The following is a 24,662-nucleotide window of genomic DNA, read 5'->3' on the forward strand; positions in this document are numbered from 1 at the left end:
TTTGTATAGATATTGAACACATCTTACAAATATAGTCTTCATTGTCTTTTTTTCTAACTTATCATACAATCTACATCACTACCAAAAATAGAATGGGCTTAAAATAGAATTAATAACTGAAAAATGTAAAAAAAAAATAAAAAAAATGTCCTATTGCTGTGTTTTATTTTTATCCCAATTTGTGCATTAAAATTTTTCCTAACTATTCATTAATCGGGGACAGGCATAAGTATAAAAAGCTTAAAAGGTTATTTTAGTATTGGGTAAGTGCATTTGTATACTTTGTTGTTCTTCCAAGGACAACCGTTTATTTTGACTTAAATCTAAAGTAGTTAGTTGTTGCAAGTTTTGAATAGACGAAGGTAGTGTTTTGAGTTTATTGTTGTTCAGATTTAATACTTTTAAGGAACTAGCATTACCAATACTATGAGGTAACTGTCGTAAAAAATTGCTGTACAAATCTAGATGAACCAATTGAGTTAGATTGCCAATGCTTTTAGGTAACTCTATCAAACGGGTATGACCACATTCCAAGGTTTTGAGTTTTTGCAACTCTCCAATGTCATTGGGCAAATCCATTAAGGGATTATCATTTAATCTCAAATGATTTAAGTGACTTAATTCTGAGATAAAAGAGGGCAATGAAGAAAGATTATTATCTGAAAGGTCTAAGTACTCCAAATTGTTAAACTGTTCTAGAAAAGCAGGAAGTTCCTTTAGGTGTAAACGATCTAAAGATAACTTTTTGAGTCGTTTGAAATTCCCTATAAAAATAGGTACTGCTTCTAAAGGACAACTCGAAAGTCTTAACATTTCTAATCGTTCCAACTGAGCCATGCTTTCAGGTAAATACTTGACTTGCGTAAAGCCAATGTTTAACTCCTCCAACGCTTGTAAGTTTCCAATGCTCTCTGGAAGTGTTTTTAAGTCTCGACAGCCATAGAGTTTTAATTGTTTAAGTTCTGAGAGCTGTCCGAGAGACGCTGGCAACGATGTAATAGGGCAACTAGAAATACTAAGGGATTCTAAATTGGCAAGATTTCCAATTGAATCAGGAATTTCTTGAATTTCGTCATACTCAAAATGTAGTGTCTTGATGTGGTATTGACCATATGGAGTACCCCAAAGGTCTATTTTTTTTTGTTCTGAGCATTTACCCTCTTTGATGTAAGAAAAAATAGTGGGCAAAGATTGGACGCTTTTTCGATTGAATAATTCTAATAATGGTTGAAAATAAGCTTCTACCTCTGCAATTAATGCCTTGGGTTGGCTTTTTAAAAGCTGTATACCCAAGGCTGTATTTTCATCGCCACTAATTAATAATTGGCAAATATGCTCCAAGTTTTTAGATTCAAAATTACTCATAACTTATGGTTGTTCTTGGTAATAAATCTTCAATTTTTTCTTTTTCTTCTTCGTCAGAACACAATGGGTTTTCTGATAAGAATAAGTGAGTAAGGTGTTGCAATTGAGCAATCGAATCAGGAAGGTGTTTTAAGTTATTTTTACTCAAAGAAAGTACTTTCAGATTTTCCATTTCACCAATGCTATCAGGCAAAGATTCTAATTGATTGTTGTAAACATATAACTTTTCTACTTTTTTTAGTGCGCCAATGGATGCTGGCAACGTTTTTAGCTGGTTGTGCGACAAAATTAAACCACTTAGTTCTGTCAAGGCACCAATGCTATCAGGCAAAGATTCTAATTTGCCTTCTTCTAAATCTAAATAGGTAAGTTGTGAAAGTTGCCCTATTGTATCAGGTAGTGTTGTAAATGGATTTTTGTTAATTTCAATAGTTGTTAATTTACTTAGATTGCCGATAGATTCTGGTAAGGTATCTAATTGATTGTTGTTGGCTTTTAGCGTCTGTAGTTCTGTTAAGTTACCAATAGTTGTAGGCAATGATGTTAGCGAGCACCTTGCAATATTCAATTCTTCAAGTTGTGTTAATTTGCCAATACTGTCGGGCAATGTCTCTACTTTTTTGTTCCAAGATAAATCTAGACTTTTTAGCTTAGAAAGTTCACCGATCCATGTTGGAACGGAACTAATCTGGCTAGTAGAAAAAACTAGCTTTTCTAATTGATGGAGTTTTTGAATAGCTAGAGGTAGCTCAGACATCAAATTGTTGCCAGCAATAAGTTGCTTGAGGTTCGATAGATTGCCCAACGATTTTGGTAGTGACTTGAGAACAGGATTACCATGTCTACGATCAGAATTGTAATAAACATTGAGGTATTCTAATGATTCTAGTTTGCCAATTGCTTCTGGTAGTTCAGGTAAAAAATTAAAGGCTAAGTATAAAAATCTAAGTTTGGATAGTTTTCCAATGCTATTAGGGAGTTTTTTTATCCGATTGTAATGCAGGTTTAAGATTTCCAATTCTGAAAAATCACCTATGAAGGTAGGAACTTCACTAATTGTATTCTTCGCAACTCGTATGGCTTTTAGGTTTTTTAATGCTTTTAATTCTTTCGGAATTTCTTTCAGCTTTTTGCTGCGATCATATTTAAAAGCGTCAATGCGTTCGTCAAAAGGAGGAGTAGACCACAAGGCAACTTCTTGTGCATAAGTGCATTTATCAGCATCTATTTTTTTTAAAATCCCAGAAAGATCACTTAACTTTTTCTTTTTAAAGATTTTCAAAAGAGGCATTACTTTTTCTAATAATGCTGCATTTAATTCTTCTGACTCTTTTTTTAAGTCTTTCAAAGTATTTTTGCTGGTTGCTTCGTCTGTTAACAATGCGTTGTAGTATTCCTCTAGTGTTTTTTGACTCATTTTTTATTAAATTGAAGGTAGAAAGAAAGGTAAAATATATAATAAGGAGATTTTTATTAAGGACTTTCAAAGTAAGCAATATATTTGTAAAAATGGGTGTTTCAGGCTTTTTTAACAGCAAAACCTTTTGTTGGAAATAGAAAAAATAATTTTTTTTGAAACTAGGTGTAACTTTTTCTACAGTGCCTCGTCTTTGAAGTGAAATCACGCTACATGACACTAAAAGAATTTACATATCAACTCGTAGAATTGAAAGATAAGCTCTTTCGTTTTTCTGCTCGAATCGTTGGAGACGATGAGTTGGCAGAGGATGTTGTGCAAGATGTCGTTATCAAAATGTGGAATAAAAGAGAGAATCGACATGAGTACAAAAATTTAGAAGCATACTGCATGCGCATGACAAAAAATTTATCCATTGATAAAACAAGAGCTAAAAGTTTTCAAAATATTTCTTTGGACAAGGCACCAGAGCAAGTTCAAGATAGCCAAAATCCTTATCAACAAACTGCTCAAAAAGACACCGTATCACACATTCATCAGTTGATGCAAGAACTACCAGAAAAGCAGCGTATGGTGATGCAACTTCGAGATATTGAGGGGATGGAATATAAAGAAATAGCAGAAGCACTAGAGTTGCCTTTGAATCAAGTAAAAGTAAATCTGTTTAGAGCTCGTAAGAGCATCCGAACACAATTGTTAAATATAGAATCTTATGGATTATAAGACAATAAAAAAGATACTAGACAAATATTGGGAAGGAGAAACTTCTTTGAAAGAAGAACAATTGCTAAAAGATTACTTTAATAGCAACCAAGTAGCAAAAGAGTTAGAATCTTTTCGCCCTCTATTTGTCTATTATAAAAAAGAGCAAGAAAAAACATCTACTCAGTCCTTTGAAAAACTGAAAAAGAAACCTGTTGTTCATCGTTTGGTACCAACATGGTTGGTTGCAGCGGCTAGTATTGTTCTTGTATTAGCTGTAGGGACATTTTGTTATCTAAATCAAAGTAATTCTAATACGGCTATTTTTGCAGTAGATGAAACGACCAAGGATACTTATGAAGATCCTCAAAAGGCATATGAAGAGGCGAAAGCTGCTTTGATGCTAATTTCTAAAGGATTGAATAAAGGAATGACCAAAACGAAGGAAGGCGTTCAAAAAGCTAAACAATAAAACGCATTACTAAACCCAATGTATTAAGAACCTTATCCTAATAGATGCAGGATTGATCACCTGTTATAAAGTAAAGCTTTACGATAAATTAAAATCATTCAAAAACAAATTAGACCAAAACAAATTATGAAAACAATTATCGCAATTTTTATCGTAATCGCTTCTTTTTCTTTCACCATGCAAGCGCAAAATAATTTTATTGAAAAGCATATGAAAGCATATTTGAACGACGATCATTTTACCTCTATGAATTTTGCTTTGAGCAACTTGCTTTCAAAAGAAATGCTCAAAGAAATTCAAGCAGAATTAGGAAAGGCAGAGCATAAATTTGCCAAATTGATCAAAAACTTAAGCAAAATGACGCTTTTGATGACCGAAAAACAGCCTCAACAGTATTATAAAGAAACGATGGCTTTGATCAAGAAAAATAAATACATGCCTTTGATGACTGTCAAGGAGGGCAAAAGTGGTGGGATGAATATTTTGGTTCGAGAGGGCAAAAAAGGTGTCGAAGAGGTCTTGATGTTAGCTGGTGGTGAAGATGATTTTGTCTTGATATCTTTTTCAAATAAATAGGGGAAATAATTTTAAAGAAAATTAAAAAACAACAAAATTCGCTAGGAGCTAGTGAATTGCTAAAACAATATACAATGAAAAATATAATCACAATATTGGTGCTATTCTTCGCCATACAAGGAGCATTTGCACAGGAGAATGCAATAGAAAAATATTTTCAAAAATACGAAGATAAAGAGGCATTTACCTCTGTTTATGTGAGCGAATATATGTTTAGTCTGTTTGCTGATATAGATATGGAGAGCTCAGAAGACAAGGAGGTAATGGAGATTTTGCAGGGGTTGAAGAGTTTGCAGGTGCTAACAACTGAGAAAGATGGTAAAAAATACTATGAAGAAGCCATTAAATTGGTCAATCCTAAAGAATACAAGGTCTTGATGAAAGTGCGAGATGGAGATACCAATGTTCGGTTTTTAATCAAAAAAGAAGGTAGCCAAGTAAAGGAGTTGTTACTTTTAGTAGGGGGAGAGGAGTTTGTTCTACTAAGTATAGTCGGCAATGTTGACTTAAAAAAGATCTCTAAACTTGCCAAACACATGGATATACAAGGTATGGAGCATTTGGACAAGGTCGAAGGCGAGGCACACTAAATTTTATCTCATCACACCAAAAAGACAAAACAATGAAAGCAATAATTATTCTATTACTAATTAGCATGAGCAGTGCATCAATGGCTCAAAACTTGGAATTAGATGCTTTTTTTATCAAGCATAGACACCACCCCAATACGATTGCGATGGCACTTCCTGGCTGGTTGGTCAAGTTTGGACTAAATGCTTCTGAAGCAAAGGAGGATGTGGATGAATACAGACCATTATTAAGAGGATTGAACAACATTCGTTTGTTGGTCATGGAAGAAAAAAATTATGCTTCTCAAAAGGAGATCAATCGCCTAATTACTAGTGTACGCAAACACCGTTATGTCGATTTGCTTTCGGTCAAAGAAGGCACGACTTCGGTACACATTCTGGTAAAAGAAAAGAAAACTAAAAAACGAGATTTGATTCGACATGTGATGATTTTGGTAGCCGAAGAAGATGAATTAGTCTTACTAACTTTAAATGGTCGTTGGAAAAAAGAACTGTTGCAAAAAGCACTGAAAGATGGCAATATAGATTTCTTAGGTGGGGTGGTTGATGGGCATCGTTCAACTGAAACAACTGCCGTAGCACAACTATAAGTATAACCAATCATAGCCTAACCAACTTGTACTTTGAATAGTATGGCTCAAGTGAACTGGATTCGCTTGAGCTCTTTTATTTCAATCTGAAATAGTTTTTTATCCTATCTTTTCCTTGAAATACTTATCATTCACAATAGTTGCATTATAACAACCTACAACTATTGCGAATGAAACAGCCTAATTTTATTGAGGAGAACTCAATGCTAAATTTAAGACTTCTTGCATTTTCTTAACATAGTGAAATTGTACTCCTTGGATGTATTCAGGGTTAATTTCTTTGACATCCTTTTCATTATCTGCGCACATGATAATTTCCTTCACACCAGCACGTTTAGCTGCCAATACCTTTTCTTTGATTCCCCCTACAGGCAAGACTTTACCACGGAGAGTAATTTCTCCCGTCATAGCTAAATGTTGGCGTAATGGACGTTTGGTGAAAGCAGAAGCCAAGGCACTTAGCATGGTAATACCAGCCGAAGGACCATCTTTGGGAATTCCACCCGCCGGAACGTGGATGTGTACATTCGTTTCATCAAAAGCTTCCGCTTGGATGCCCAACGGTTCTCCATGCGCTCTTAAATAACTTAAAGCAGTTGTTGCTGACTCTTTCATAACATCGCCCAAGTTTCCAGTTAGGATTAGCTTTCCTTTACCTCTACTCAAACTAGATTCTATAAATAAAATATCTCCTCCAACACTAGTCCAAGCCAAACCAACAGCAACACCAGGTTCTTGTTCTTCTTCAAAGATATCATCTAAGTTGACCTTTTTGGGACCTAAAATAGTACTAATATCTTCTGGACTTAGATTTTTGTTAGTATTCGTCTTAGTGACCACTTTTTTGGCAACATGACGCATAACCTTAGCAATTTCACGATCCAAAGAGCGAACGCCAGATTCACGTGTATAGTCCGAAATAACTTTGTTTAAGGCAGCATCATCTAGAACAATATCTTCTTCTGTTAAACCATGCTCTTTTAGTTGCTTTGAAACCAAGTGGCGTTTGGCAATTTCTAATTTTTCCTCTACCGAATAGCCATTAACTTGGATGATTTCCATACGGTCTAGTAAAGCAGGTTGAATACTTTGCAACGAGTTGGCGGTAGCGATGAATAAGACTTTAGACAAGTCATATTCCAATTCTAAATAATTATCATAAAAAGAAGTATTTTGCTCAGGATCTAGAATTTCTAATAGGGCAGAAGAAGGATCGCCTTTATAGCTTGTTCCTAGCTTGTCAATCTCATCCAAAATAAACACAGGATTATCTGATTCTGCCTTTTTTAGCGACTGAATGATACGCCCAGGCATTGCACCGATGTACGTTTTGCGATGTCCACGCAATTCAGATTCATCATGTACCCCTCCGAGAGACATGCGGATATATTTTCGACCAATGGCTTTGGCAATCGAACGCCCCAACGATGTTTTCCCAACACCAGGAGGACCTACCAAGCACAAGATTGGTGATTTCATATCTTGTCTTAATTTCAAAACAGCCAAGTGCTCTAAAATTCTATCTTTTACTTTGTCCAAACCAAAGTGATCACTGTCCAAAATCTCTTCTGCCGAAGACAAATCAAAGGAATCTTCTGTGACTTCGTTCCACGGCAAATCGACCAATACTTCTAGGTAGTTGACCAAAATAGAGTGTTCTGGTGCAGCAGGGTTCATGCGTTTTAACTTACGCAGTTCTTTATCAAACTTATCTTGAACTGTTTTGGACCATTGTTTATTTTTAGCCTTTTCCTCTAAATCGGAAATATCATTTTGAGTAGGAGATTCTCCCAACTCTTCTTGAATTTTCTTCAATTGTTGGTTCAGGATATAATCACGCTGTTGTTTCTCCATGTCACCATGAACATCTACCTCAATTTTTTGCTTCAATTCCAGTACCTGCAACTCATGATTCATGTGTTGAAGAATTTCATCTGCTTTATCTTCTGTTCGTTCAATTTCGAGCAAAGCTTGTTTGGTAGCAATATCTACATTTAGATTAGAACCGATGAAATTGACCAAAAAGTGCTGACTCTTGATGTTTTGAAGCATCAACGAAGCATCGTTAGGAATATTGGGAGAGAGCTTAATGATCTTTTCAGCCAAATCTCGCATCGAAGAAACGATAGCTAAGAATTGAGGTGTGTTATTAGGTACCTCAATTTTGGCAAACTCTAAAGAACCTTTTAGAAACGGTTCTGATTGTAACAATTGCTTTAGTTCTAATTTTTGACGTCCTTGAAGGATAGCGGTTGTGGTACCATCAGGCATTTTTAATACCTTTAAAATTTTGGCAACCACACCAACTTTGAACAAATCCTCTTGCATAGGATCTGCTACTTTGATATCTCGTTGTGTTAGAACCGCAATATTCTTATCCGAATGGTAAGCTTCGTTTACTGCAGCAATAGATTTTGGGCGCCCCACTGTAATTGGAATAATAACTCCAGGAAATAAAACAGTGTTTTTAAGTGCTAGAATGGGTAAAATGTCAGGGTAATCTTCCTGCTCATTTTCGTCGAATCCTTGCTCGTTGATTGAAAAAAGAGGTAAAAAATCTACTTCGTCATTACTTCCACTTAGCATTTGCAATTGTATATTATTAGGTAAATTAATATTTGTTCTTGATTTCACGTGCTTTTATTTTTGTCAGAATACTTGCCAATTTGTCATTGGTAGACACAAAGTCATCTACTAGGTTTTATTGGTGTTGTATTGCTTTTACTAGCCTATTTTGTTAAAAATCAGTATTGTTTTAAAGTATTAGGCTTGGTAGCTTCTGAGAATTATTCAAGGAATGTGCCATTCCAATTTTTAACAATTTTTCGTACAATTTGTCAGTTAAGTAATGTTCAAAAAAATAAGTTTTCAAAATTTTGCTGCAAGCCGAGAGATTATTTTTTTACTAAACACCTGTTAGCTGATTCCATATTTCTATATGGAGTCGAGTACACATTCTCAACTGATGTTCGATGCAAATATCTGCTACCAACTGATTGCGTTCTAAAAGCTGCTCAATGCTATCTGCACCAGGCATTAAGACAATTTTTTTTGAGTCAATTAATCCCGTATGAACTAGTTGTGTTTGTATTTCCTCAAAATCTTGTTTAGTTGTAACAACAAATTTAAACATAGTGTTCGGATTTGCTGAAAACCATTTTAGGATGGAGTGATTGATCCGTTGGCTGGTTGGCATGCCAGAATTGCTTAACTTTGGGGAGGTGTTCCAATAATGGACCCGAGCATCAAGCGAAGAAAGTGGCAGTATAGTAGCATTGGTTTCTATTTCAATAATAGGACGAAGCGCATATTCTGTTTCTAGGTATTCTAAAAAGGCAACGATTCGTTCTTGTTGCAAAAGTGGCTCGCCCCCTGTAATAACCAAATGCACCCCTGTTTGTAGGCGTTGTATAAAATTGGTACTTTGATTTAATTCTTTTAGTAGGTCTGCAAAAGAATAAGTAGTTCCTTTCATCCAGACATCTATAGTGTCGCAAACCCAAGTCGCTCCATCGCGCAGCACCCCATCTTTTTCGACTCCCTTGCCACCACACATAAGGTTGCATCCTGTCAATCGGAGAAAAATAGCAGGGATGCCAGATGTACGACCTTCTCCCTGTAAACTGTAAAAGTATTCGCTGACAGCAATTTTTTGATTTTTAGACATTCTTAAAATAATTATAAGCCTTGTTTACTTTGTTAATGATTATCACCAGCATACAAACCTAACTGCTTTTGTGAGGTGTTTTTATAAGAAATAAGAATAATTCGAGATAAAGTCTAATAAAAACCTTAAAAAAAATCCTTATTTTAGCACCCAAGTAGATAAAAAACGTTATGACAAAATTTACGACTCCTCTTCTTATTAATTGATTGTAGTTCGTTGATTAGATTATTAAGATGATAACTCTTTTTTTGCGAATTATTGAATTGACTTAAATACTAACTTTCTTGGTTGCGGGTTTTGAAAAATAAGAAGTATGTTGTGTTGTTACGAAACATTATAATATTGTATTAGGTTGTTTAAAATAAGTAAAATTAGAACAACTTTTGACGATTTCCTAATTACAATTGGTATTCGATCGATTAATAATACACTATTAAAATCTTTTTGCTATGGTTTAGTTTCGTAGAAAACAGCAAAAAGGAAATAAAATAAGCTGTATTTTTTAATTTATTAAAGGATTATCACACCAATTTGCATAAAATTTGCATCTAATGGTTTGTAAATATTAAATATTAAAACGATTAACCATCCACTCAACTAGTACGTTTAAGGGTACTAATATAACATTTGGAAAATATCAAATTATATAATTATGAGAAGACTATATTCTGGAATTTTGGCAACTATAATTGGCGCATTATGTTCTATGCCAGTAGATATGATTGCCCAAAAAGGACCAAGTGAAGGAACTTCTGGAAAAGTGCGCACCAAGATTGTAAGGGACTGTGAATATGAAGTCCTTCCAGGATTGGCAGAAATAACGTCTATTGAAAAAATTCGACCAGCTTCTGAAAGCGCTTTGAAGTATGATGAGCATGAGGTCTTGTTTAAGTTTACTCCTATGGAGGGAGGAGAGATACTCGAAATGCTTAGAGATACAGAGATTGAATTTGTATTGCGCTCTCGTGCCATCCGTGTTCCTGTTGGACCTGAATATATTAAGGCTAAGAATTTAAAGGTAGGAACCAAATATGCGATGAACTTGCTACAAACTAGAAATAGAGATGCTTGTTTGGAATTGTATACGTACGAATCTAAAGCACTAGACAATGACTTGTTTGAAGCGTACGAGCATATTATTGATTATACCAAAGAGGCTTATGTGCAGCAATTGGAAGCAAAGGAACGAGCTTACGAGCGTAATAAAGCGAATGAAAAAGATGTCGTTGTTGCAGAAACGGTCGACCCTACTGTGGAAACAGTTGTAGAAACTCCTATTCAAGAAGATGAATTTGATTATGGAGGGCTTTCTGAGGAAGAAATTGCCAATTTGTCAGAAGCAGAAATGCGTGCCTTGGTCGAAAAGAATTTAAGAAAGAAATTTGAAGATGAAGGCACTCCAAGTTCTTATGACGGAGGATCTTCTGGCATTGATGAAGCAAAATTGAGAGCAGAAATAGAGGCTAAGAAGAGAGAGGAATATGCAGCACAGTTGGCTGCTGCCGAAAATGGAAAGGCAAACTCATCTACTACGACTATTAAATCAAATAATTCTAATAAATCTAGCAATGCAGCTAGTGATGCGATTCGAGAAGCAAAACGAAAAGCAAAGGAAGCTGAAAAAGCAGCTAGATTGGAGGAAAAACGTAAAGAGCAAGAGGCTTTGGAAAGAGCTCGCAAAAAAGAGGAGTTGAGACAAAAATTAGAAAAAGAAGTAGAAGCCGAAATTCAAAGAGAAATAGAAGAAAAGGCAGAAGCAGCTCGTTTAGCAGCTATTCAAGAGGCTAAGAAAGAAGAGGAAGAGCGTAACAAAAAAACAGCAGCGATTGAGAAAATTAAGGAAATTGAGCGAGAAATGGCTCAACGCATCGTGGATGAGACCAAACGTAAGGACTGTGTCTTTGGAGATCGTATTTCTGGAACAATTGAAGTGATCAAAGTAAGCAAGGTAAAAGAGGCGAACTTAAGTCACTTGAAATATACGGAATATGAAGTCATGGTTACTTTCCGCCCAGATAATTATGCTGATTTGTCTAAAAAAGAGAAAAAAGACTGGGAGGCAGCTTTTGTCTTTACGCTAGATCCAATGGGGCAAAATGCCAATCCTGGCGCTGGTTACATTAGAAAGTATAAAGTATTCAAAGCTTCTAAATACCAAGGTTTTGCTCAGCCATTACAGTCTGGGATTTGTACAGAAATGATGCTTTATTCTCCTGATTTGCCTAATGATGGAGCTAAAATAAAATTAAAATAGTTTGTGCTTTGAGTATCAAAAGCGACAAAGCTTGATGACTATATTATCTTAAATGAAACGTGGCTCTCTTCAACTGTTGAAGGAAGCCACGTTTTTATTGGATAAGAATTCTTTATGTTCTATTTCAGACTAAAACAAGCACTTTTAATCGTTATGATTGGTGCGTAATGATAATTTGAGTTCCCCAAGCATTACTTTGTAGAAACTATGAAGTAGTAGCGTAGCTAAGTATTACAAATAATACTCGATTATGATGTTCAAATTCTGTGTATTTCTTTTGATAGTTATGAATACCAACGGCATTGCTATTGTGCATGGTCAGCAGTTGCCTGTTGTTAAGCCACTGCCTAAGACGATGCAAATAAATAGTGTAAACTATGAAATAATTCCTGGTTTAGCAGAAATAACTCAAATTCAGTTGATGAAAGAGGCCAAAGAAAGTGCTCTGGGGTATGATGAATACAAGGTATTGTTTCGATTTATACCAATGGAAGGGCATGAGTTATTAGAAGTGTTAAAAAATAAGGAATTAGAAATAATGCTCAAATATCATAGCTCCTCTGTTCGGGTAGGTGCTGCTTATATTCGAAAAATGAATTTAAGAGTTGGAACTCGATATGCTATGAAATTATTTCAAACACGCAGTGGAGGGCTGAATATTGAACGTTATTTTTATGAATCTAAAGTTCTTGAAAATCAATTGTTCAAAGTGTACGAACGAGTGATTGAGGAACTGAGTTTAACCCTCACATTTAATGCAAATGACTCTACGATTATAAGCAAAATACATCAAGAATTAACACCTGCTGAGCAACGTGCTTTGATTGATGCAGAACTAAAACCTATTGTAGACAACCATGCTTCTGAAAAGCCTTTCTTTACACAATCGTCATTGGATTTCCTGAAAAAACATAGTACGTTGTTGGATGAATATGAAGCGGCATTAGGGGCATTGGCTAAGCAAGAAGAGGAAAAATATCAACAGCGTTTGTTACAAGAAAAAGCTGAACAAGAAGCAGCTGATTTATTGGCGGAGAAGGTAAAAGCTATTGCTAATTCTGAAGCCCCAAAAGTTGCTCCAAGTACTGCAATAGTAAGAGGGTGTTATTATGAAGTAATTCCTGGATCAGCTGAAATAACAGCTATTGAGCATTGCCTGTCTGCTCAAAAAAGTGTCTATAAATATAATGAATACAAGGTGCTTTTTCGATTTACTCCTGAGCAGGGATATACTATTTTGGATAAATTGCAAGGAAAGGAATTGGAATTTATGCTTTATTATCGAGATCAAAAAGTTTGTGTAGGACCTGCTTATATTCAACAAAAGGGATTAAAGGTGGGGCAACATTATCCTATGCAGTTGTATCAAAAGAGAGAAGGGCAAATTTGTACTGAGCAATATACGTACACTTCTGAAATACTGGACAACGATTTATTTGAGTTGTTTCCTCAGCGTTCTATGTGGCTAGAAAAAATGAAAAAAGAAACAACCCAAGTGTTGGATAGTCTAGAGGAGTTAGAGATCGATTCAACTTCAACTATTATGAATTATGAAAGGGCTAAAAAGGATTTGAAATTGGCACAATTGGATAAACGCTTGGGCATCATTCGAGCCAATAGAGCAATTCAATTGGCTAGGCAAAAGGCTCGGAATCTTAAAAGAATGGAGCGTATGAAATATAAAGAAATGCGCAAAAGATTAAAAGGAGAGCCCACTATTCAAGTGGGGAATCTACGTACCAAAACTGCTCATCCTCAAAAGTAAAATGACCTTGTACCGCCAGTATCCATATTCTCTAATAACTATTATCGTTAGTCTTTGCGTTTATCTAGTCGTCCATAAAACAACAGACAAAGCCCGAAATGCTAATCCATTTTTATACGATCAAGCAGGCTATTATAACTACCTACCTGCCTCATTTCTTTATCAAGATTTAACCTTTTCGTATTTGGATAATTTGTCCATGGATAAGAACTCGTTCTTGAGTCCGCAAAGTAGCAAAGATGGGAGAAAGGTAACACTTAATCGTTATGGCGTTGGCGTAGCGATGCTATTGAGCCCATTTTTTGTTATGGCAAGCCTGCAAGCTGAACTATCGGGAACGCCTGTAGATGGTTTTTCGACTCCTTATAGAAGCTGGATTTTTGGAGCACAATTTTTTTACCTCTTTTTAGCTTTTTTATTATTGAGAAATGTTTTGTTGCGGTATTATCAAGACAAGATTGTGGCAACGACATGCTTAATTCTTGCTTTAGGAACAAATCTTTTTTATTATGCATTGTATGAGCCTGTCATGTCGCATAACTATTCTTTTTTTTTATTTAGTTATTGTCTTTATATGACAGTTAAATGGCTAAACGAACAAAAAAAACACCAATTGCTGTTCTTGGGAATTGCGTTTGGGCTATTGGCAAATGTTCGATTAACCAACAGTATTTTTATACTGGTTTTGTTGCTATGGGAGGTCGGTACTTTAAAAGGTCTGAAGGCTAGATTGGTGTTGTTAAAATCCAATTGGCAGTGGTTGACTGTAGCTTTGCTATTAACTGCTCTTACCTTTATCCCACAACTATATTATTGGTATTCAATGACAGGGTATTGGTTCGTTAATTCCTACGGAGTCGAACAAGGGACTTTTTTCTGGTTGGATCCCATGCTTTTTGAAATCCTTTTGGGATATAAAAAAGGTTGGTTGGTGTATACTCCTTTAATGAGTTTGGGAGTAATAGGAATGTTCTTTATGCATCGATACCAAGAAAAGTTATTTTGGGGAACCTTGCTATATACTTTGTTGAATTGGTACATTATTTCTTGTTGGTGGTGTTGGTGGTATGGAGGAAGCTTTGGAATGCGCCCTTTGATTGAATCCATGGTTCCTTTTTCTTTTGCGATAGCTGCTTTGTTGCAGTGGTTTTTTCAAAAAAAATGGCGGTTGATCCCAATTGTTATTATAATACTCGGAGGAGTTGCTTTAAATGCGCTTCAAACCTATCAATATACACAGGGGTGTATTCATAGTTTTGGAATGACTCGTCAATCGTATTGGCTTGTATTTGGAAAAATACCTCCTTTGTCTCCTGAGTTATACCAAACTTATGACCATTATTTATTAGGTGTCTACATGAACGAGATGACGGAGGCTGCTCGCGCAGAAACAAAGACTTATAATGAGCGTTCCGAAAAATAGTGTTTGTTGTACACCAATATCCAGCCAAGAGTCATCTTATTAGTTATAAAGAATTGTAATCCTAAAAATATTCATCTTTAAAGCTAAACAACATGAAAAAAGTATCCTTTATAATAACTAGTATTTTTTTTATTTTACCAATGTGGGGGGGAGCTCAATCAGGTCTTAGTGCAATTGCCCCACAAACAAAAACTGTTCGAGGTTGCGTTTATGAAGTTGTGCCAGGATTAGCCGAAATAACAAAGATAGAGGTTAGTAAAGGTGCTGCAGAAAGTGTTCTGAATTATGATGAGCATAAAATTACATTCCAATTTACACCAATGGAAAGTGACAATTTATTGACTTGTTTAAAAGAAAACGAATTGGAGTTTACTTTGAGAAGTAACATTGCAAAAATACCTGTTGGTCCTCAATATATTCAACAAAAGAAACTAAAAGAAGGTACCAAGTATGCGATGAATATTTTACAAACTAAGGATCAAAAGGCTTGTTTGGAGCAGTATGTTTACGAATCTAAGGCATTGGATAATGATTTGTTTGAAGTTAAAGAACAACTTATTCCTTTTATAAAAGCTAATTATCCTAAGATATATAGCGATATTGAAGTAAAGTTGGAAGCTTGTTTGGCTACTCAAGACACAATTACGAATACCTTAGAAGTTGATAAAAGAAATTTGAAAGCTGTGCTTGAAATAGAACAAAAAAAGCAAGACTATAAAAGTAATGAAATGAAAAAAGAGGGTGCTTCCAATATTTATATTACCCGAAGGGCTGCGTTTAAAAAAGCTAGAAAGATAGCTCGTCAGAAAAAAGGGAAAAACAAAAAGAACAGTTGAACTAGACATAGAAAACTACTTTTATCATTTCTAAATAGTCTTTTTTAGAAGTAGCTATACACCACTTCAATGCTAATTCATAACCATTCTAAACTTTAATTTATAATTATTCTAGGTTAATCTGTAATAGACTTTTGAGTGGTATTTCTCTTTACAATCGCTTATTTTAGTATTTCTAAATCACGATGATTTTGTCACCCTAAACTAAAATAGCAATGGAAGGAAAAGAGCTTTTTAAGCAAATGGATAAAATTAGTAAATTAGGAGCACTAATTGGAATTGCCTTTATAATTTTAATCGGACTAGTATTACAAGAAGGTCTATCTAGTGGGTTTCAAGATGAAAGCGCCTTGGTTGTTGAACAAGAAAAAACTGTAGTAATAAGAACCTCCAACAAAGTGGATGGCGATGTTATAGAAGGCAAAGACTTGTTTTTGCAAAAATGTGCTTCTTGTCACAATATAGATATGGTTAGCGATATGATAGGACCTGCTTTGTACGGTGCGGTTGATCGATGGGGAAATTGGGCAGATTTATACCAATGGGTACAAGATTATAGTGTGCTGATAGAACAAGAGCATCCTAGAGCTTTGGAAATGGAAAAATGGTCTCCGTCAATAATGACAGCCTTTTCTAATTTGGATACAACACAAATACGAAATATCTTTGCGTTTGTAGAAATGAAAACGGGTTTTTAGTATGAATCGAAAAGTACTTGGAATGTTGGGAGGAATATGGTTGTGTTTAACGAGTTGTAGCTCTGAAACAAACCCACCTCAAACAACTCCTGAAATAAAGAAAACAGTTGCTATTAAATCAAAAATAGGAAAAAAACTATTTTTAGAACATTGCGCAGCATGCCATAATACAAATATGGTAGACGATATGACAGGTCCAGCTCTGTATGGGGTAGAAAGTCGTTGGTCAAATCGAGGAGAGCTTATTCAGTTTGTTCAAAATCCTCAAGAGTTAATTAACAACAACCATGAACGAGCCGCTAAAGTAGCAGCGTTGTGGCCTAGTGAAATGACCGCTTTTCCGCAGTTAGATAGCTCGGCAATAGAAGAAATATTAGCTTTTGTGAAAGAAAAAGGTGCATTAGCGAACTAATGCTTTATTCTAATGTGGTTTTTGTTGACGTAATTTCGTAACAGCTCGTTCAATTAAACCTTGAATAGTGGCTTCGTCCAATGGTTTTTGGGCATATTCCAAAACACTGAGAAACTTAGCAGCCTTTTTCTGATCCTCTTCGGCAATAGAGCTAGTGAGCAAGCAAATTACAAAGGAATGATCTTGATGTGCCATAGCATTTTCATAAATGTTAAGAAACTGAAAACCGTCCATAATAGGCATATCTATATCTAAAAAGACAAGTGTTTTTAGATTAGAATCTTGTGCTGTAATAAGATAAATTAAGCCCGCTTCTCCATTTTCAAATGTCTTAATAGAAGCATTGGGCAATAATTTCTGTACAATTTTTTTATTGATAGTTGTAACTATCTTATCATCGTCAATAAGAATAATTTCGTCTAACATAGGTTGCAGTATTTATCAAGAAAATATTTGATCATTAGTCCGCTTAAATCACGTCGAAACCCCAGTAAGCTAAAGTGAAAAATTAAGCTTGAAGAATAGGTTGGTACTAATAGCACAAAGGGGCTGTTCATGAGCGCAGCAAACTACTATATTAAATAACTTCAATATAAGCGTTAATTATAATACAACCTTCAAGCCATTTTAACAAAAAAAGAAGTTGTTTTAGTGTGGATATTTTAATCATTACTCTTTTGGAATGCCCAAAACACTATTTTTTTAGCTCATGCCATGTTTTGTAATTAGAATAATCTTGAACTTTTAGATCTTTGGGAACCGTACGCAAAGGCACACACTCTTTGAGGGTTTGTTGACATTCAGCAGGCAATTGTTGATAGAGTGCAGTGCCCTCCGTTTTCCAATCTACCATTTCGTCAGGCAAATCTTTGATAATTTTGGCAGGATTACCCACGACTAGTTTTTGATTAGGAATCTTGGTGTTGGCAGGTACAAAACACAGCGCACCGATTAGGCAATTATCACCTACCTCAACATCATCCATCAAAACAGCGTTCATTCCGACCAGTGCATTTTTACCTACAGTAGCCCCATGGATAATGGCTCCATGACCAATATGCGCTCCTTCTTTTAAATAAACGGTTTTGCCAGGAAAAATATGCACCACGCAGTTCTCTTGCACATTACAACCATCCTCAACGATAATTTGCCCCCAATCTCCTCTTAAGACAGCTCCAGGACCAATGTATACCTTGGCACCAATAATAACATTTCCTGTAACATTTGCTTGTGGGTGTACAAAAGCTGTTTCGTGCACAACAGGTTTGTAACCATTAAATTCGTAAAACATTTTTTTCGTTTTGTGTATTTTTAACAATAATCTATTTCTCAATAGTTAGCTGCGCTGCTAACTATTAATTTCTTATACAAAAGACTTATTTGTCCAAGATATTATTTTGAGGTAGCAAATTATTGTTTTGAATATATTTAGTAATAGCTAAGAAGGCAACAAGTACATTACCCGCTAGGCGTTTTAGTCGACCAATTCTAGACTAAATGGCATTATTTCCATAGTTTCTTGATGTTGCCACCAACCTTTGAGTTGGCAATTAGCAAAGTAACCATTGAATCGTTCTCTTTGTTCATTATTTTTGATTCGATAAAAATTGAGCGTAGCTTCTATAGATGCCTCGAAATTCCCTTCGATGGGCAATTTACGATGAGGTCTATTGGGATACCAATAGAAACCTTGCAATTTCCCATAATTAAAAGAGGCTTCCATCTGAATTGGCGTTTCCCCAATTTTTCCTGCAAATATATATTTTTTAGAGCTAGAATAATCTATTTTTGTACAAGGTTCATCTTTCCAAGGAATAGGAGTAGGAAGGTTGTTGAGTGTATATTGTGCTCCATTCCAATCCCAGCGAATATGTTTGTTAGGTGAAAATTCAAGAACAATAGATGAGGCATGGATATTAAGATTGAAATTTACTTGGTCTAATTGTTCGATACCAAGCCAATGTTTCCAATGGTCTTGGTTTTGTGTCAGTCCTTCTTTGGAATAAGTTTTTTCAATCAAAAAGAAACCAGAATGTTTTGGTTGGAGGACTTTATTTTGAGCCCAAAAAGGAAGCGCTGCTTCTAAGCGGGCATACATTTGAGACGAAAATACTTGCGAAGAAATATTATGCCATGTTCCTTTTTTCTTTTCCCATACCCAAAATCTAATATCATGCTTTTGATATGTGCCGTTTAATGTACGAATAGATCTTCCTACATTGGCCATATCTTGAGCAATTCGACTCAAAGCATCCTCGTCATTAGGAATACTAGTATTGCCTTGTGCTATTAACTCTTTTAAATCATTATAATGGAATTCTATCTCCTCTTGATACCCACCATAACTTTCTTGAGACTGCACGGCCAACAAGACGATAGGATGACCATCTTTGCTATTTAATAACTGATAATGCGATACCCAGTCTTGTTCCCCTGATGTGCCATACCAGCCTCCTTCGAATTGAATGTTGGTAGTAGATGCTTTTCTTAGGTTATAATAATAAGAATAATCGCCATCTTCTACGCCCTCTAAAAACTGTATGGTATCTGCGCGGAGTTGCAGACGAGTTTTTGGAGCTTCTAAAGGAAAGTGGTAACTAAAAAAAGGAAGTTCATTGATGTATTGGGCTAAAGGAGGTAGGGTATTAAATGTTGGTGTTGTCGAGTTAGACGAGGAATCAGAAATTGTTTTAGAATGAAGTGTGGTATTGTTGCTAGGAGCACTATTCTCTTTCATGTTTTCCTTGTTTACAGCATTCTGGCAACTGCAAAGAACTAAAATGAGTGCAAAATAAAATAATATTTTCATTGGTTTTGATATTGTGAGGAATCCTATAGGCGTTTAGGAATATTCGATGAAGTTGTTTGGTTGAATAATTGTAGCGTGTTGAACATATTCAACTTTCTATCTAAAATACTGTTATTTTTATGTTATTTATAGATAGGACAGCAAGGATTTAATCATGAAGCACGACATTGTTAAAAAAAATCTACAAAAGAGCCAATTTCTTTTTGTATTTTCGCAAGCCAAACAAAGAAAACCGCTGTTGGTATAACAAACAGGTAAAATAAAAGAATATAAGAAAAATGGGGTATTTTATTATGGGAATGCAGCTCTTATTGAGCTTGTCAATTTTAGTAACATTACATGAATTTGGGCATTATTGGACCGCCAAGAAATTTGGTATGCGTGTGGAGAAATTTTTCTTGTTTTTTGATGCAGGATTTCATTTGTATAAGAAAAAAATAGGAGAAACAGAGTATGGAATTGGTTGGTTGCCTTTGGGGGGGTATGTGAAAATTTCAGGGATGATTGACGAAAGCATGGATCGAGAGGCCATGGCTCAACCACCTCAACCTTGGGAATTCCGTTCCAAACCAGCTTGGCAACGCTTGATTGTAATGATAGGAGGGGTGACGGTTAATTTTTTGCTAGGGATCTTTTTGTTTGCGATGCTATCGTGGATTTATGGCGATAAGTACTTGCCAGCAGAAAATGCTGTTTATGGAATTGCCGTTTCTGGTTTAGCAGAAGAAATGGGGTTGCAAGATGGAGATAAAGTTTTGGCAATCGGAGAGGAGCCTTTTGATAAATTTAATTCGGGAGTTGTGACCGCCAAAATGCTTTTGGATCAAGTTTTTGAACTTACAATAGAACGAAATGGAGAAAAAATGACATTAACAGTGCCTGATAGTACTGTCGTCAAATTGACCAAATATAGCAAGAAAAAAATTCGCTTATTCGAACCAAGGGTGCCTTTTGTGGCAAAACAAATTGCAGGAAAATCGCCAGCAGAAAAAGTAGGGTTTGAACGAGAAGATTCTATTGTAGCACTAAATGGCATACCAACACCTTTTTTTAACGACTTTTTGGCAATAGCATCTGAAGAAAAAGACAAAGATATAACCGTTGATTTTTATCGAAATGGAGAACTTCAAACCAAGACTGTTCATACAACAGAAAATGGAATAATTGGAATAGCTCCTTATGGACCACCTCGATTTTTTGCCTTAGATACAATTCATTATGGTTTCTTTGAGTCTTTTCCTGTCGCTGTCGTCAAAAGTTACGACTTTTTGGCCAATCAAATCAAAGCATTTGGACAGATGTTTACCAATAGAATTAAGGCACAAGATAGCTTAGGAGGATTTATTTCCATCGGTCAAATGTTTCCTCCTTATTGGGATTGGGAATATTTTTGGAGAATGACAGCCATTTTATCGCTAATTTTAGGCTTTATGAATTTACTGCCAATTCCTGCTTTAGATGGTGGGCATGTACTCTTTTTACTTTTTGAAATCGTAGCACGTCGACCCGTTAACGAAAAGGTTTTGGAATATGCACAAGTAGTTGGAATTATCTTGCTGCTAGGTTTGTTATTATTTGCAAATGGCTTAGATATTTATGGGATTTTCTTTCCCTCGTAAATTTATTTGTTATTAAAGCGTTAAAAAACCAACTTCAACTACCCAATTAACGTTTAATGAGGTACAGTAAAAGCGGTTTCTAAAGTTAAAATCAAACAATAATAGAGGTTATTATAAACGTGTATTTTATGATAATGTCTGTTATCCTTAATTGTAAACAATTACTTATGATTGTTATAATCTAATAAATATGATGACACCAAAATATTTCCTTGCACTAGTTCTTAGTTTTTTTGCCTTGACGACAATGGCGCAAGAAGAATCTGATATTGTTGAAGTATATGGTCTGATTGTGACCAAAGGGCAAGCTGCTCAATATGCTTATGTTCCTTTTGTAACAGTAGCGGTAAAAGGGACAACACGAGGAACATATGCCAATTACGAAGGAATGTACTCTATTGTTGTTAAGAAAGGGCAAACATTATCTTTTTCAGCAGTAGGTTTTGAGGCTAGAGATATTGTTATTCCTGAAGATATCAACGGTATGTATCATAGTTTGACGGTAGAATTAGAACCAGCAGAGATAAATATGGAAGAAGTTACCGTTTTTCCTTGGCCAGATCGCAACAATTTGGCAGCAGAATTTTTGGCAATGCAACCCAACCGTGCAGGTCAATTAGAAGCTATCGCTAAGGATAATCTAGATAAACAACAACTATTAGCAGTCGCTAATGCAACAGATGCCGATGGTAGAGAAAGTTCTATTCGATACTTGCGCCAACAATCAAGCGACTATTCTTATCAAGGTCAACAAGCGCCACAGTCTATTTTTGATCCAATTGCATGGGGGAAATTCTTTAACCAGTGGAAAAAGAAAAAACGAACGGCTAAGGAAGAACAAATGATTAAGATATTAGAGGGAGAGAACGGAAGATAATAGGGTTTAGTTAGTATGTATTAACATTAACAGGAAAGTCATCGCTTTTATAAATTGGGCGATGACTTTTTGCTTTTTACTCAGAAAATAAATCAATAATTTCTACGGCAACCTTATTCAAGTTGTCAATAGCCAAAGGAATGTTCCAATTATCTTTGTTGCGAGACTCTACATAATTGGAAACACTACGAACTTGCAAACAATCAATTTGATGTTGTAGGCAAGCATAAAAGATAGCAGCCCCTTCCATAGATTCTAAATCAGCGGTATATTTGCCTTGAATTTTTTTAATACTTTCTAAGGTGCCGTGTACTTTGCTGACGGTTATGGCAGTAGCCTGCGGCAAAAACTTGTGTTCTGTGTTAGGGGCATATAGTTTTCCATTAATATAAGGCGGCTCATTCCAGTCCATCAATTGCATTTCGAATAAATCGGTAAAACTTCCATCGGCTTCTTCCACTCCCACATCGGCAAAACGATCGTTAACAATTTGAAATACTTCTCCAATCTTGAAGTTCTTATTAAAAGCACCAGCAATACCTAAATTTAGAACCAAATCAAAATTATGCTGTGCCAATACTGTGGCTAATGCAAAACTTGTGTGAATTGGTCCAACTCCTGTCACTAAAATATGAATGTCTATCTTTTGGGAAAAGAAGCGTCTGTTTTCTTTGTTTTTAAAATTACTTTTTAAGTAATCTAATAAAGGGATAATTTCAAATTCTGTAGCACTAGCGACCAATAATTTCATTGTGTTGAATACATTATTTTGTGGTAAAATCGTATTTGTCTGATTATTAATAAAATATACTTTTGTTGTCTAAAGCTTTAAATGGTTGATAAACAACAGCGAAGCATCCACAACTGAAGGGCATACCACCGCCAACTAAGCTTGCCGAGTAGTGCAAAGGAACTAGCTGTTGATGAGCAAACCAAGCATAGCGAGCTCACGACCGAAGGGAGTAACAAAGTGAATGACTGCGAAGTATAATAATCAAGACGATTCCTTGAATGATAATTAGAATAAGTTTATGCAAAGCGACATAAAAGTACTATTTTTCCCAATAGTAGACCATTAAATTTTTGGTTTTTCTACGATAAGTTGCTTCAAGATTGTAATAGATAAGAGATCGTACGAAGACGTAAAGGAATGATGCTTTAATCGAAGGCATTGGGTAACATGACAATAGCTGTATTGGATAGTTTTAGTAGCTACTATACAACGGCAGAAAAATATAGAATTAAATAAAACTTATGAACAACACACTTAAAAATTTAAGAGAAGCGGTTGCTTTATCTCCTGACAACGCTATTTTAAGAAAAATGCTAGCTAAAGAATTGATGAATCAAAGCTATTGGTCAGAAGCAGAAATGGAGTTAAAAGTCGTTTTGCGCTTAACGGGAGAAGACCAAGAAGCAAAACTTTGGTTGGCTCAAACCTATTGGGCATTAGATAAAAAGTCAGTTGCGGCAGTTATTGCAGAGGAATTAGAAGAACAAGGTTGCGACACACCTGCATTTACCTTTTTATTGGCACAACTAGCTTTGGAAAATAAGGACTTACCCAAAGCAAAGGCGTACTATGAAAAAGCCATTGATGCTAATTTAGCACTAAAAGATACAGGCTTTGAAGCACAACTTAAAAATACTATTTTGGATAGTGGCATGGCGATGGGAAATACAACGGAATCTTCTGAAGAGGATACACCTTTTTTTGCCGATATAGAGAAACCTGCTATTTCTTTTGAGCAGGTGGGGGGATTAGAGTCTATTAAGAAAGAGATTGCTTTAAAAATTATCCATCCTTTAAAAAATCCTCAAATCTATGAGGCTTATGGTAAAAAAATAGGAGGAGGCGTTTTGTTGTATGGACCTCCAGGATGTGGAAAGACATTATTGGCAAGGGCGACGGCTGGTGAAATAAATGCTTCTTTTATCAATGTTGGGATTAGTGATATTTTGGATATGTGGGTAGGAAGCAGCGAGCGCAATTTGCATGAAATTTTTCAAAAAGCTAGAGCTAGCAAGCCTTGTGTCTTATTTTTTGATGAGGTAGATGCCTTGGGAGCGAGTCGTTCTAACATGCAAAATTCTTCTAGCCGTTTTATTGTCAATCAATTTCTGGATGAATTGGACGGGATTCGTTATTCCAACGATGGTTTATTAATTCTAGCAGCTACAAATAGCCCTTGGTATTTAGATGCTGCTTTTCGTCGCCCAGGACGTTTTGATCGAATCATTTTTGTGCAACCACCTGATGCACCTGCACGAGAAGCCATCCTAAACTTGTATCTGGAGCAAATCCCTAAGGAGGCAGGAATTAATATCTCTAAATTGGTTAAGCAAACTAAGGATTACTCTGGAGCTGATCTAAAAGCTATTATTGATATTGCTGTAGAAAGTAAATTGGAAGAGTCTCTAATGCAAAATAAAGTTGTTCCCATTACCCAAAAAGACTTGCTAAACGCGATTAAACGCCATCAACCTTCTACCAAAGATTGGTTGGCTACTGCTAAAAATCACGTCTTATATGCCAATCAGAGTGGTCTATATGATGATGTTATGAAATATCTTAACCTGAAAAAATAAA

22 protein-coding genes are annotated in these 24,662 nt (G+C 35.6%); 14 read left to right on the top strand and 8 right to left on the bottom strand.

Annotation, left to right across the window (positions count from 1 at the left end):
- Positions 1-240 precede the first annotated feature (240 nt).
- Together CG11_RS18655 and CG11_RS18660 are read right to left on the bottom strand one after the other, a co-directional pair.
- Positions 241-1,365 carry a leucine-rich repeat domain-containing protein gene (locus tag CG11_RS18655; RefSeq protein WP_052598355.1) on the bottom strand — a complete coding sequence of 375 codons (1,125 nt, stop codon included), beginning with the start codon at positions 1,363-1,365 and terminating at the stop codon, positions 241-243.
- Positions 1,358-2,782, bottom strand: coding sequence for a leucine-rich repeat domain-containing protein (locus CG11_RS18660; RefSeq protein WP_052598356.1), 1,425 nt, complete (start codon positions 2,780-2,782; stop codon positions 1,358-1,360). The genes CG11_RS18655 and CG11_RS18660 overlap by 8 nt, the downstream gene beginning before the upstream one ends.
- A gap of 213 nt (positions 2,783-2,995) precedes the next feature.
- Between CG11_RS18660 and CG11_RS18665 the strand changes: the two genes are divergently transcribed.
- The 5 genes from CG11_RS18665 to CG11_RS18685 all read left to right on the top strand — a co-directional run bounded on the left by CG11_RS18665 (position 2,996) and on the right by CG11_RS18685 (position 5,712).
- The gene (locus CG11_RS18665) at positions 2,996-3,505 is read left to right on the top strand and encodes an RNA polymerase sigma factor (RefSeq protein ID WP_052598357.1); all 510 of its coding nucleotides are present in this window, start codon (positions 2,996-2,998) and stop codon (positions 3,503-3,505) included.
- The gene (locus CG11_RS18670) at positions 3,495-3,956 is read left to right on the top strand and encodes a hypothetical protein (protein ID WP_052598358.1); all 462 of its coding nucleotides are present in this window, start codon (positions 3,495-3,497) and stop codon (positions 3,954-3,956) included. Before CG11_RS18665 ends, CG11_RS18670 begins: the two co-directional genes overlap by 11 nt.
- Positions 3,957-4,082: 126 nt before the next feature.
- Positions 4,083-4,532: a DUF4252 domain-containing protein gene (locus CG11_RS18675; RefSeq protein WP_052598359.1), complete on the top strand. Its 450-nt coding sequence runs from the start codon at positions 4,083-4,085 to the stop codon at positions 4,530-4,532.
- A 74-nt stretch (positions 4,533-4,606) separates the two neighbouring features.
- Positions 4,607-5,122, top strand: a complete 516-nt coding sequence (locus tag CG11_RS18680) for a DUF4252 domain-containing protein (RefSeq protein ID WP_052598360.1) — start codon at positions 4,607-4,609, stop codon at positions 5,120-5,122.
- A gap of 32 nt (positions 5,123-5,154) precedes the next feature.
- A complete protein-coding gene (locus CG11_RS18685; RefSeq protein WP_052598361.1) occupies positions 5,155-5,712 on the top strand; it encodes a DUF4252 domain-containing protein in 558 nt (185 codons plus the stop codon).
- A gap of 186 nt (positions 5,713-5,898) precedes the next feature.
- Here CG11_RS18685 and lon read toward each other — a convergent pair whose 3' ends face one another.
- Together lon and CG11_RS18695 are read right to left on the bottom strand one after the other, a co-directional pair.
- The gene (gene lon / locus CG11_RS18690; RefSeq protein WP_231512812.1) at positions 5,899-8,346 is read right to left on the bottom strand and encodes an endopeptidase La; all 2,448 of its coding nucleotides are present in this window, start codon (positions 8,344-8,346) and stop codon (positions 5,899-5,901) included.
- Positions 8,347-8,617: 271 nt separating this feature from the next.
- Positions 8,618-9,379 carry a 7-carboxy-7-deazaguanine synthase QueE gene (locus tag CG11_RS18695; RefSeq protein ID WP_052598363.1) on the bottom strand — a complete coding sequence of 254 codons (762 nt, stop codon included), beginning with the start codon at positions 9,377-9,379 and terminating at the stop codon, positions 8,618-8,620.
- A gap of 652 nt (positions 9,380-10,031) precedes the next feature.
- Between CG11_RS18695 and CG11_RS18700 the strand changes: the two genes are divergently transcribed.
- The 6 genes from CG11_RS18700 to CG11_RS18725 all read left to right on the top strand — a co-directional run bounded on the left by CG11_RS18700 (position 10,032) and on the right by CG11_RS18725 (position 16,767).
- Positions 10,032-11,633: a hypothetical protein gene (locus CG11_RS18700; protein ID WP_052598364.1), complete on the top strand. Its 1,602-nt coding sequence runs from the start codon at positions 10,032-10,034 to the stop codon at positions 11,631-11,633.
- A 250-nt stretch (positions 11,634-11,883) separates the two neighbouring features.
- Positions 11,884-13,398 (top strand): hypothetical protein, encoded by a 1,515-nt coding sequence (locus CG11_RS18705; RefSeq protein WP_156039830.1) that lies wholly within the window; start codon positions 11,884-11,886, stop codon positions 13,396-13,398.
- A 1-nt stretch (position 13,399) separates the two neighbouring features.
- On the top strand, positions 13,400-14,821 hold the full coding sequence (locus tag CG11_RS18710) for a hypothetical protein (protein ID WP_052598366.1): 1,422 nt from the start codon (positions 13,400-13,402) through the stop codon (positions 14,819-14,821).
- 92 nt (positions 14,822-14,913) lie between these two features.
- Complete coding sequence (locus CG11_RS18715; RefSeq protein WP_052598367.1) at positions 14,914-15,657, top strand: hypothetical protein; 744 nt, start codon at positions 14,914-14,916, stop codon at positions 15,655-15,657.
- Positions 15,658-15,872: 215 nt separating this feature from the next.
- The gene (locus CG11_RS18720) at positions 15,873-16,355 is read left to right on the top strand and encodes a cytochrome c (protein WP_052598368.1); all 483 of its coding nucleotides are present in this window, start codon (positions 15,873-15,875) and stop codon (positions 16,353-16,355) included.
- Position 16,356: 1 nt separating this feature from the next.
- Complete coding sequence (locus CG11_RS18725; RefSeq protein ID WP_052598369.1) at positions 16,357-16,767, top strand: cytochrome c; 411 nt, start codon at positions 16,357-16,359, stop codon at positions 16,765-16,767.
- 9 nt (positions 16,768-16,776) lie between these two features.
- Here CG11_RS18725 and CG11_RS18730 read toward each other — a convergent pair whose 3' ends face one another.
- The 3 genes from CG11_RS18730 to CG11_RS18740 all read right to left on the bottom strand — a co-directional run bounded on the left by CG11_RS18730 (position 16,777) and on the right by CG11_RS18740 (position 19,576).
- Complete coding sequence (locus tag CG11_RS18730; protein ID WP_052598370.1) at positions 16,777-17,193, bottom strand: two-component system response regulator; 417 nt, start codon at positions 17,191-17,193, stop codon at positions 16,777-16,779.
- A gap of 268 nt (positions 17,194-17,461) precedes the next feature.
- Positions 17,462-18,058, bottom strand: coding sequence for a transferase hexapeptide repeat family protein (locus CG11_RS18735; protein WP_052598371.1), 597 nt, complete (start codon positions 18,056-18,058; stop codon positions 17,462-17,464).
- A gap of 183 nt (positions 18,059-18,241) precedes the next feature.
- On the bottom strand, positions 18,242-19,576 hold the full coding sequence (locus tag CG11_RS18740) for a hypothetical protein (protein ID WP_052598372.1): 1,335 nt from the start codon (positions 19,574-19,576) through the stop codon (positions 18,242-18,244).
- 278 nt (positions 19,577-19,854) lie between these two features.
- On the opposite strand from CG11_RS18740, the gene rseP reads away from it, so the two are divergent.
- A complete protein-coding gene (gene rseP, locus CG11_RS18745) occupies positions 19,855-21,195 on the top strand; it encodes an RIP metalloprotease RseP (protein ID WP_052598373.1) in 1,341 nt (446 codons plus the stop codon).
- Between the two features lie 190 nt (positions 21,196-21,385).
- The gene (locus tag CG11_RS18750) at positions 21,386-22,072 is read left to right on the top strand and encodes a carboxypeptidase-like regulatory domain-containing protein (protein WP_231512813.1); all 687 of its coding nucleotides are present in this window, start codon (positions 21,386-21,388) and stop codon (positions 22,070-22,072) included.
- A gap of 76 nt (positions 22,073-22,148) precedes the next feature.
- On the opposite strand, the gene mqnB is transcribed toward CG11_RS18750, so the two are convergent.
- Positions 22,149-22,823, bottom strand: coding sequence for a futalosine hydrolase (gene mqnB, locus CG11_RS18755; protein WP_052598374.1), 675 nt, complete (start codon positions 22,821-22,823; stop codon positions 22,149-22,151).
- A gap of 503 nt (positions 22,824-23,326) precedes the next feature.
- Here mqnB and CG11_RS18760 point away from each other — a divergent pair.
- Positions 23,327-24,661, top strand: coding sequence for an ATP-binding protein (locus CG11_RS18760; protein WP_052598375.1), 1,335 nt, complete (start codon positions 23,327-23,329; stop codon positions 24,659-24,661).
- Position 24,662: the final 1 nt, after the last annotated feature.

It is taken from the genome of Aureispira sp. CCB-QB1, from assembly GCF_000724545.1.
Classification (GTDB): domain Bacteria; phylum Bacteroidota; class Bacteroidia; order Chitinophagales; family Saprospiraceae; genus Aureispira.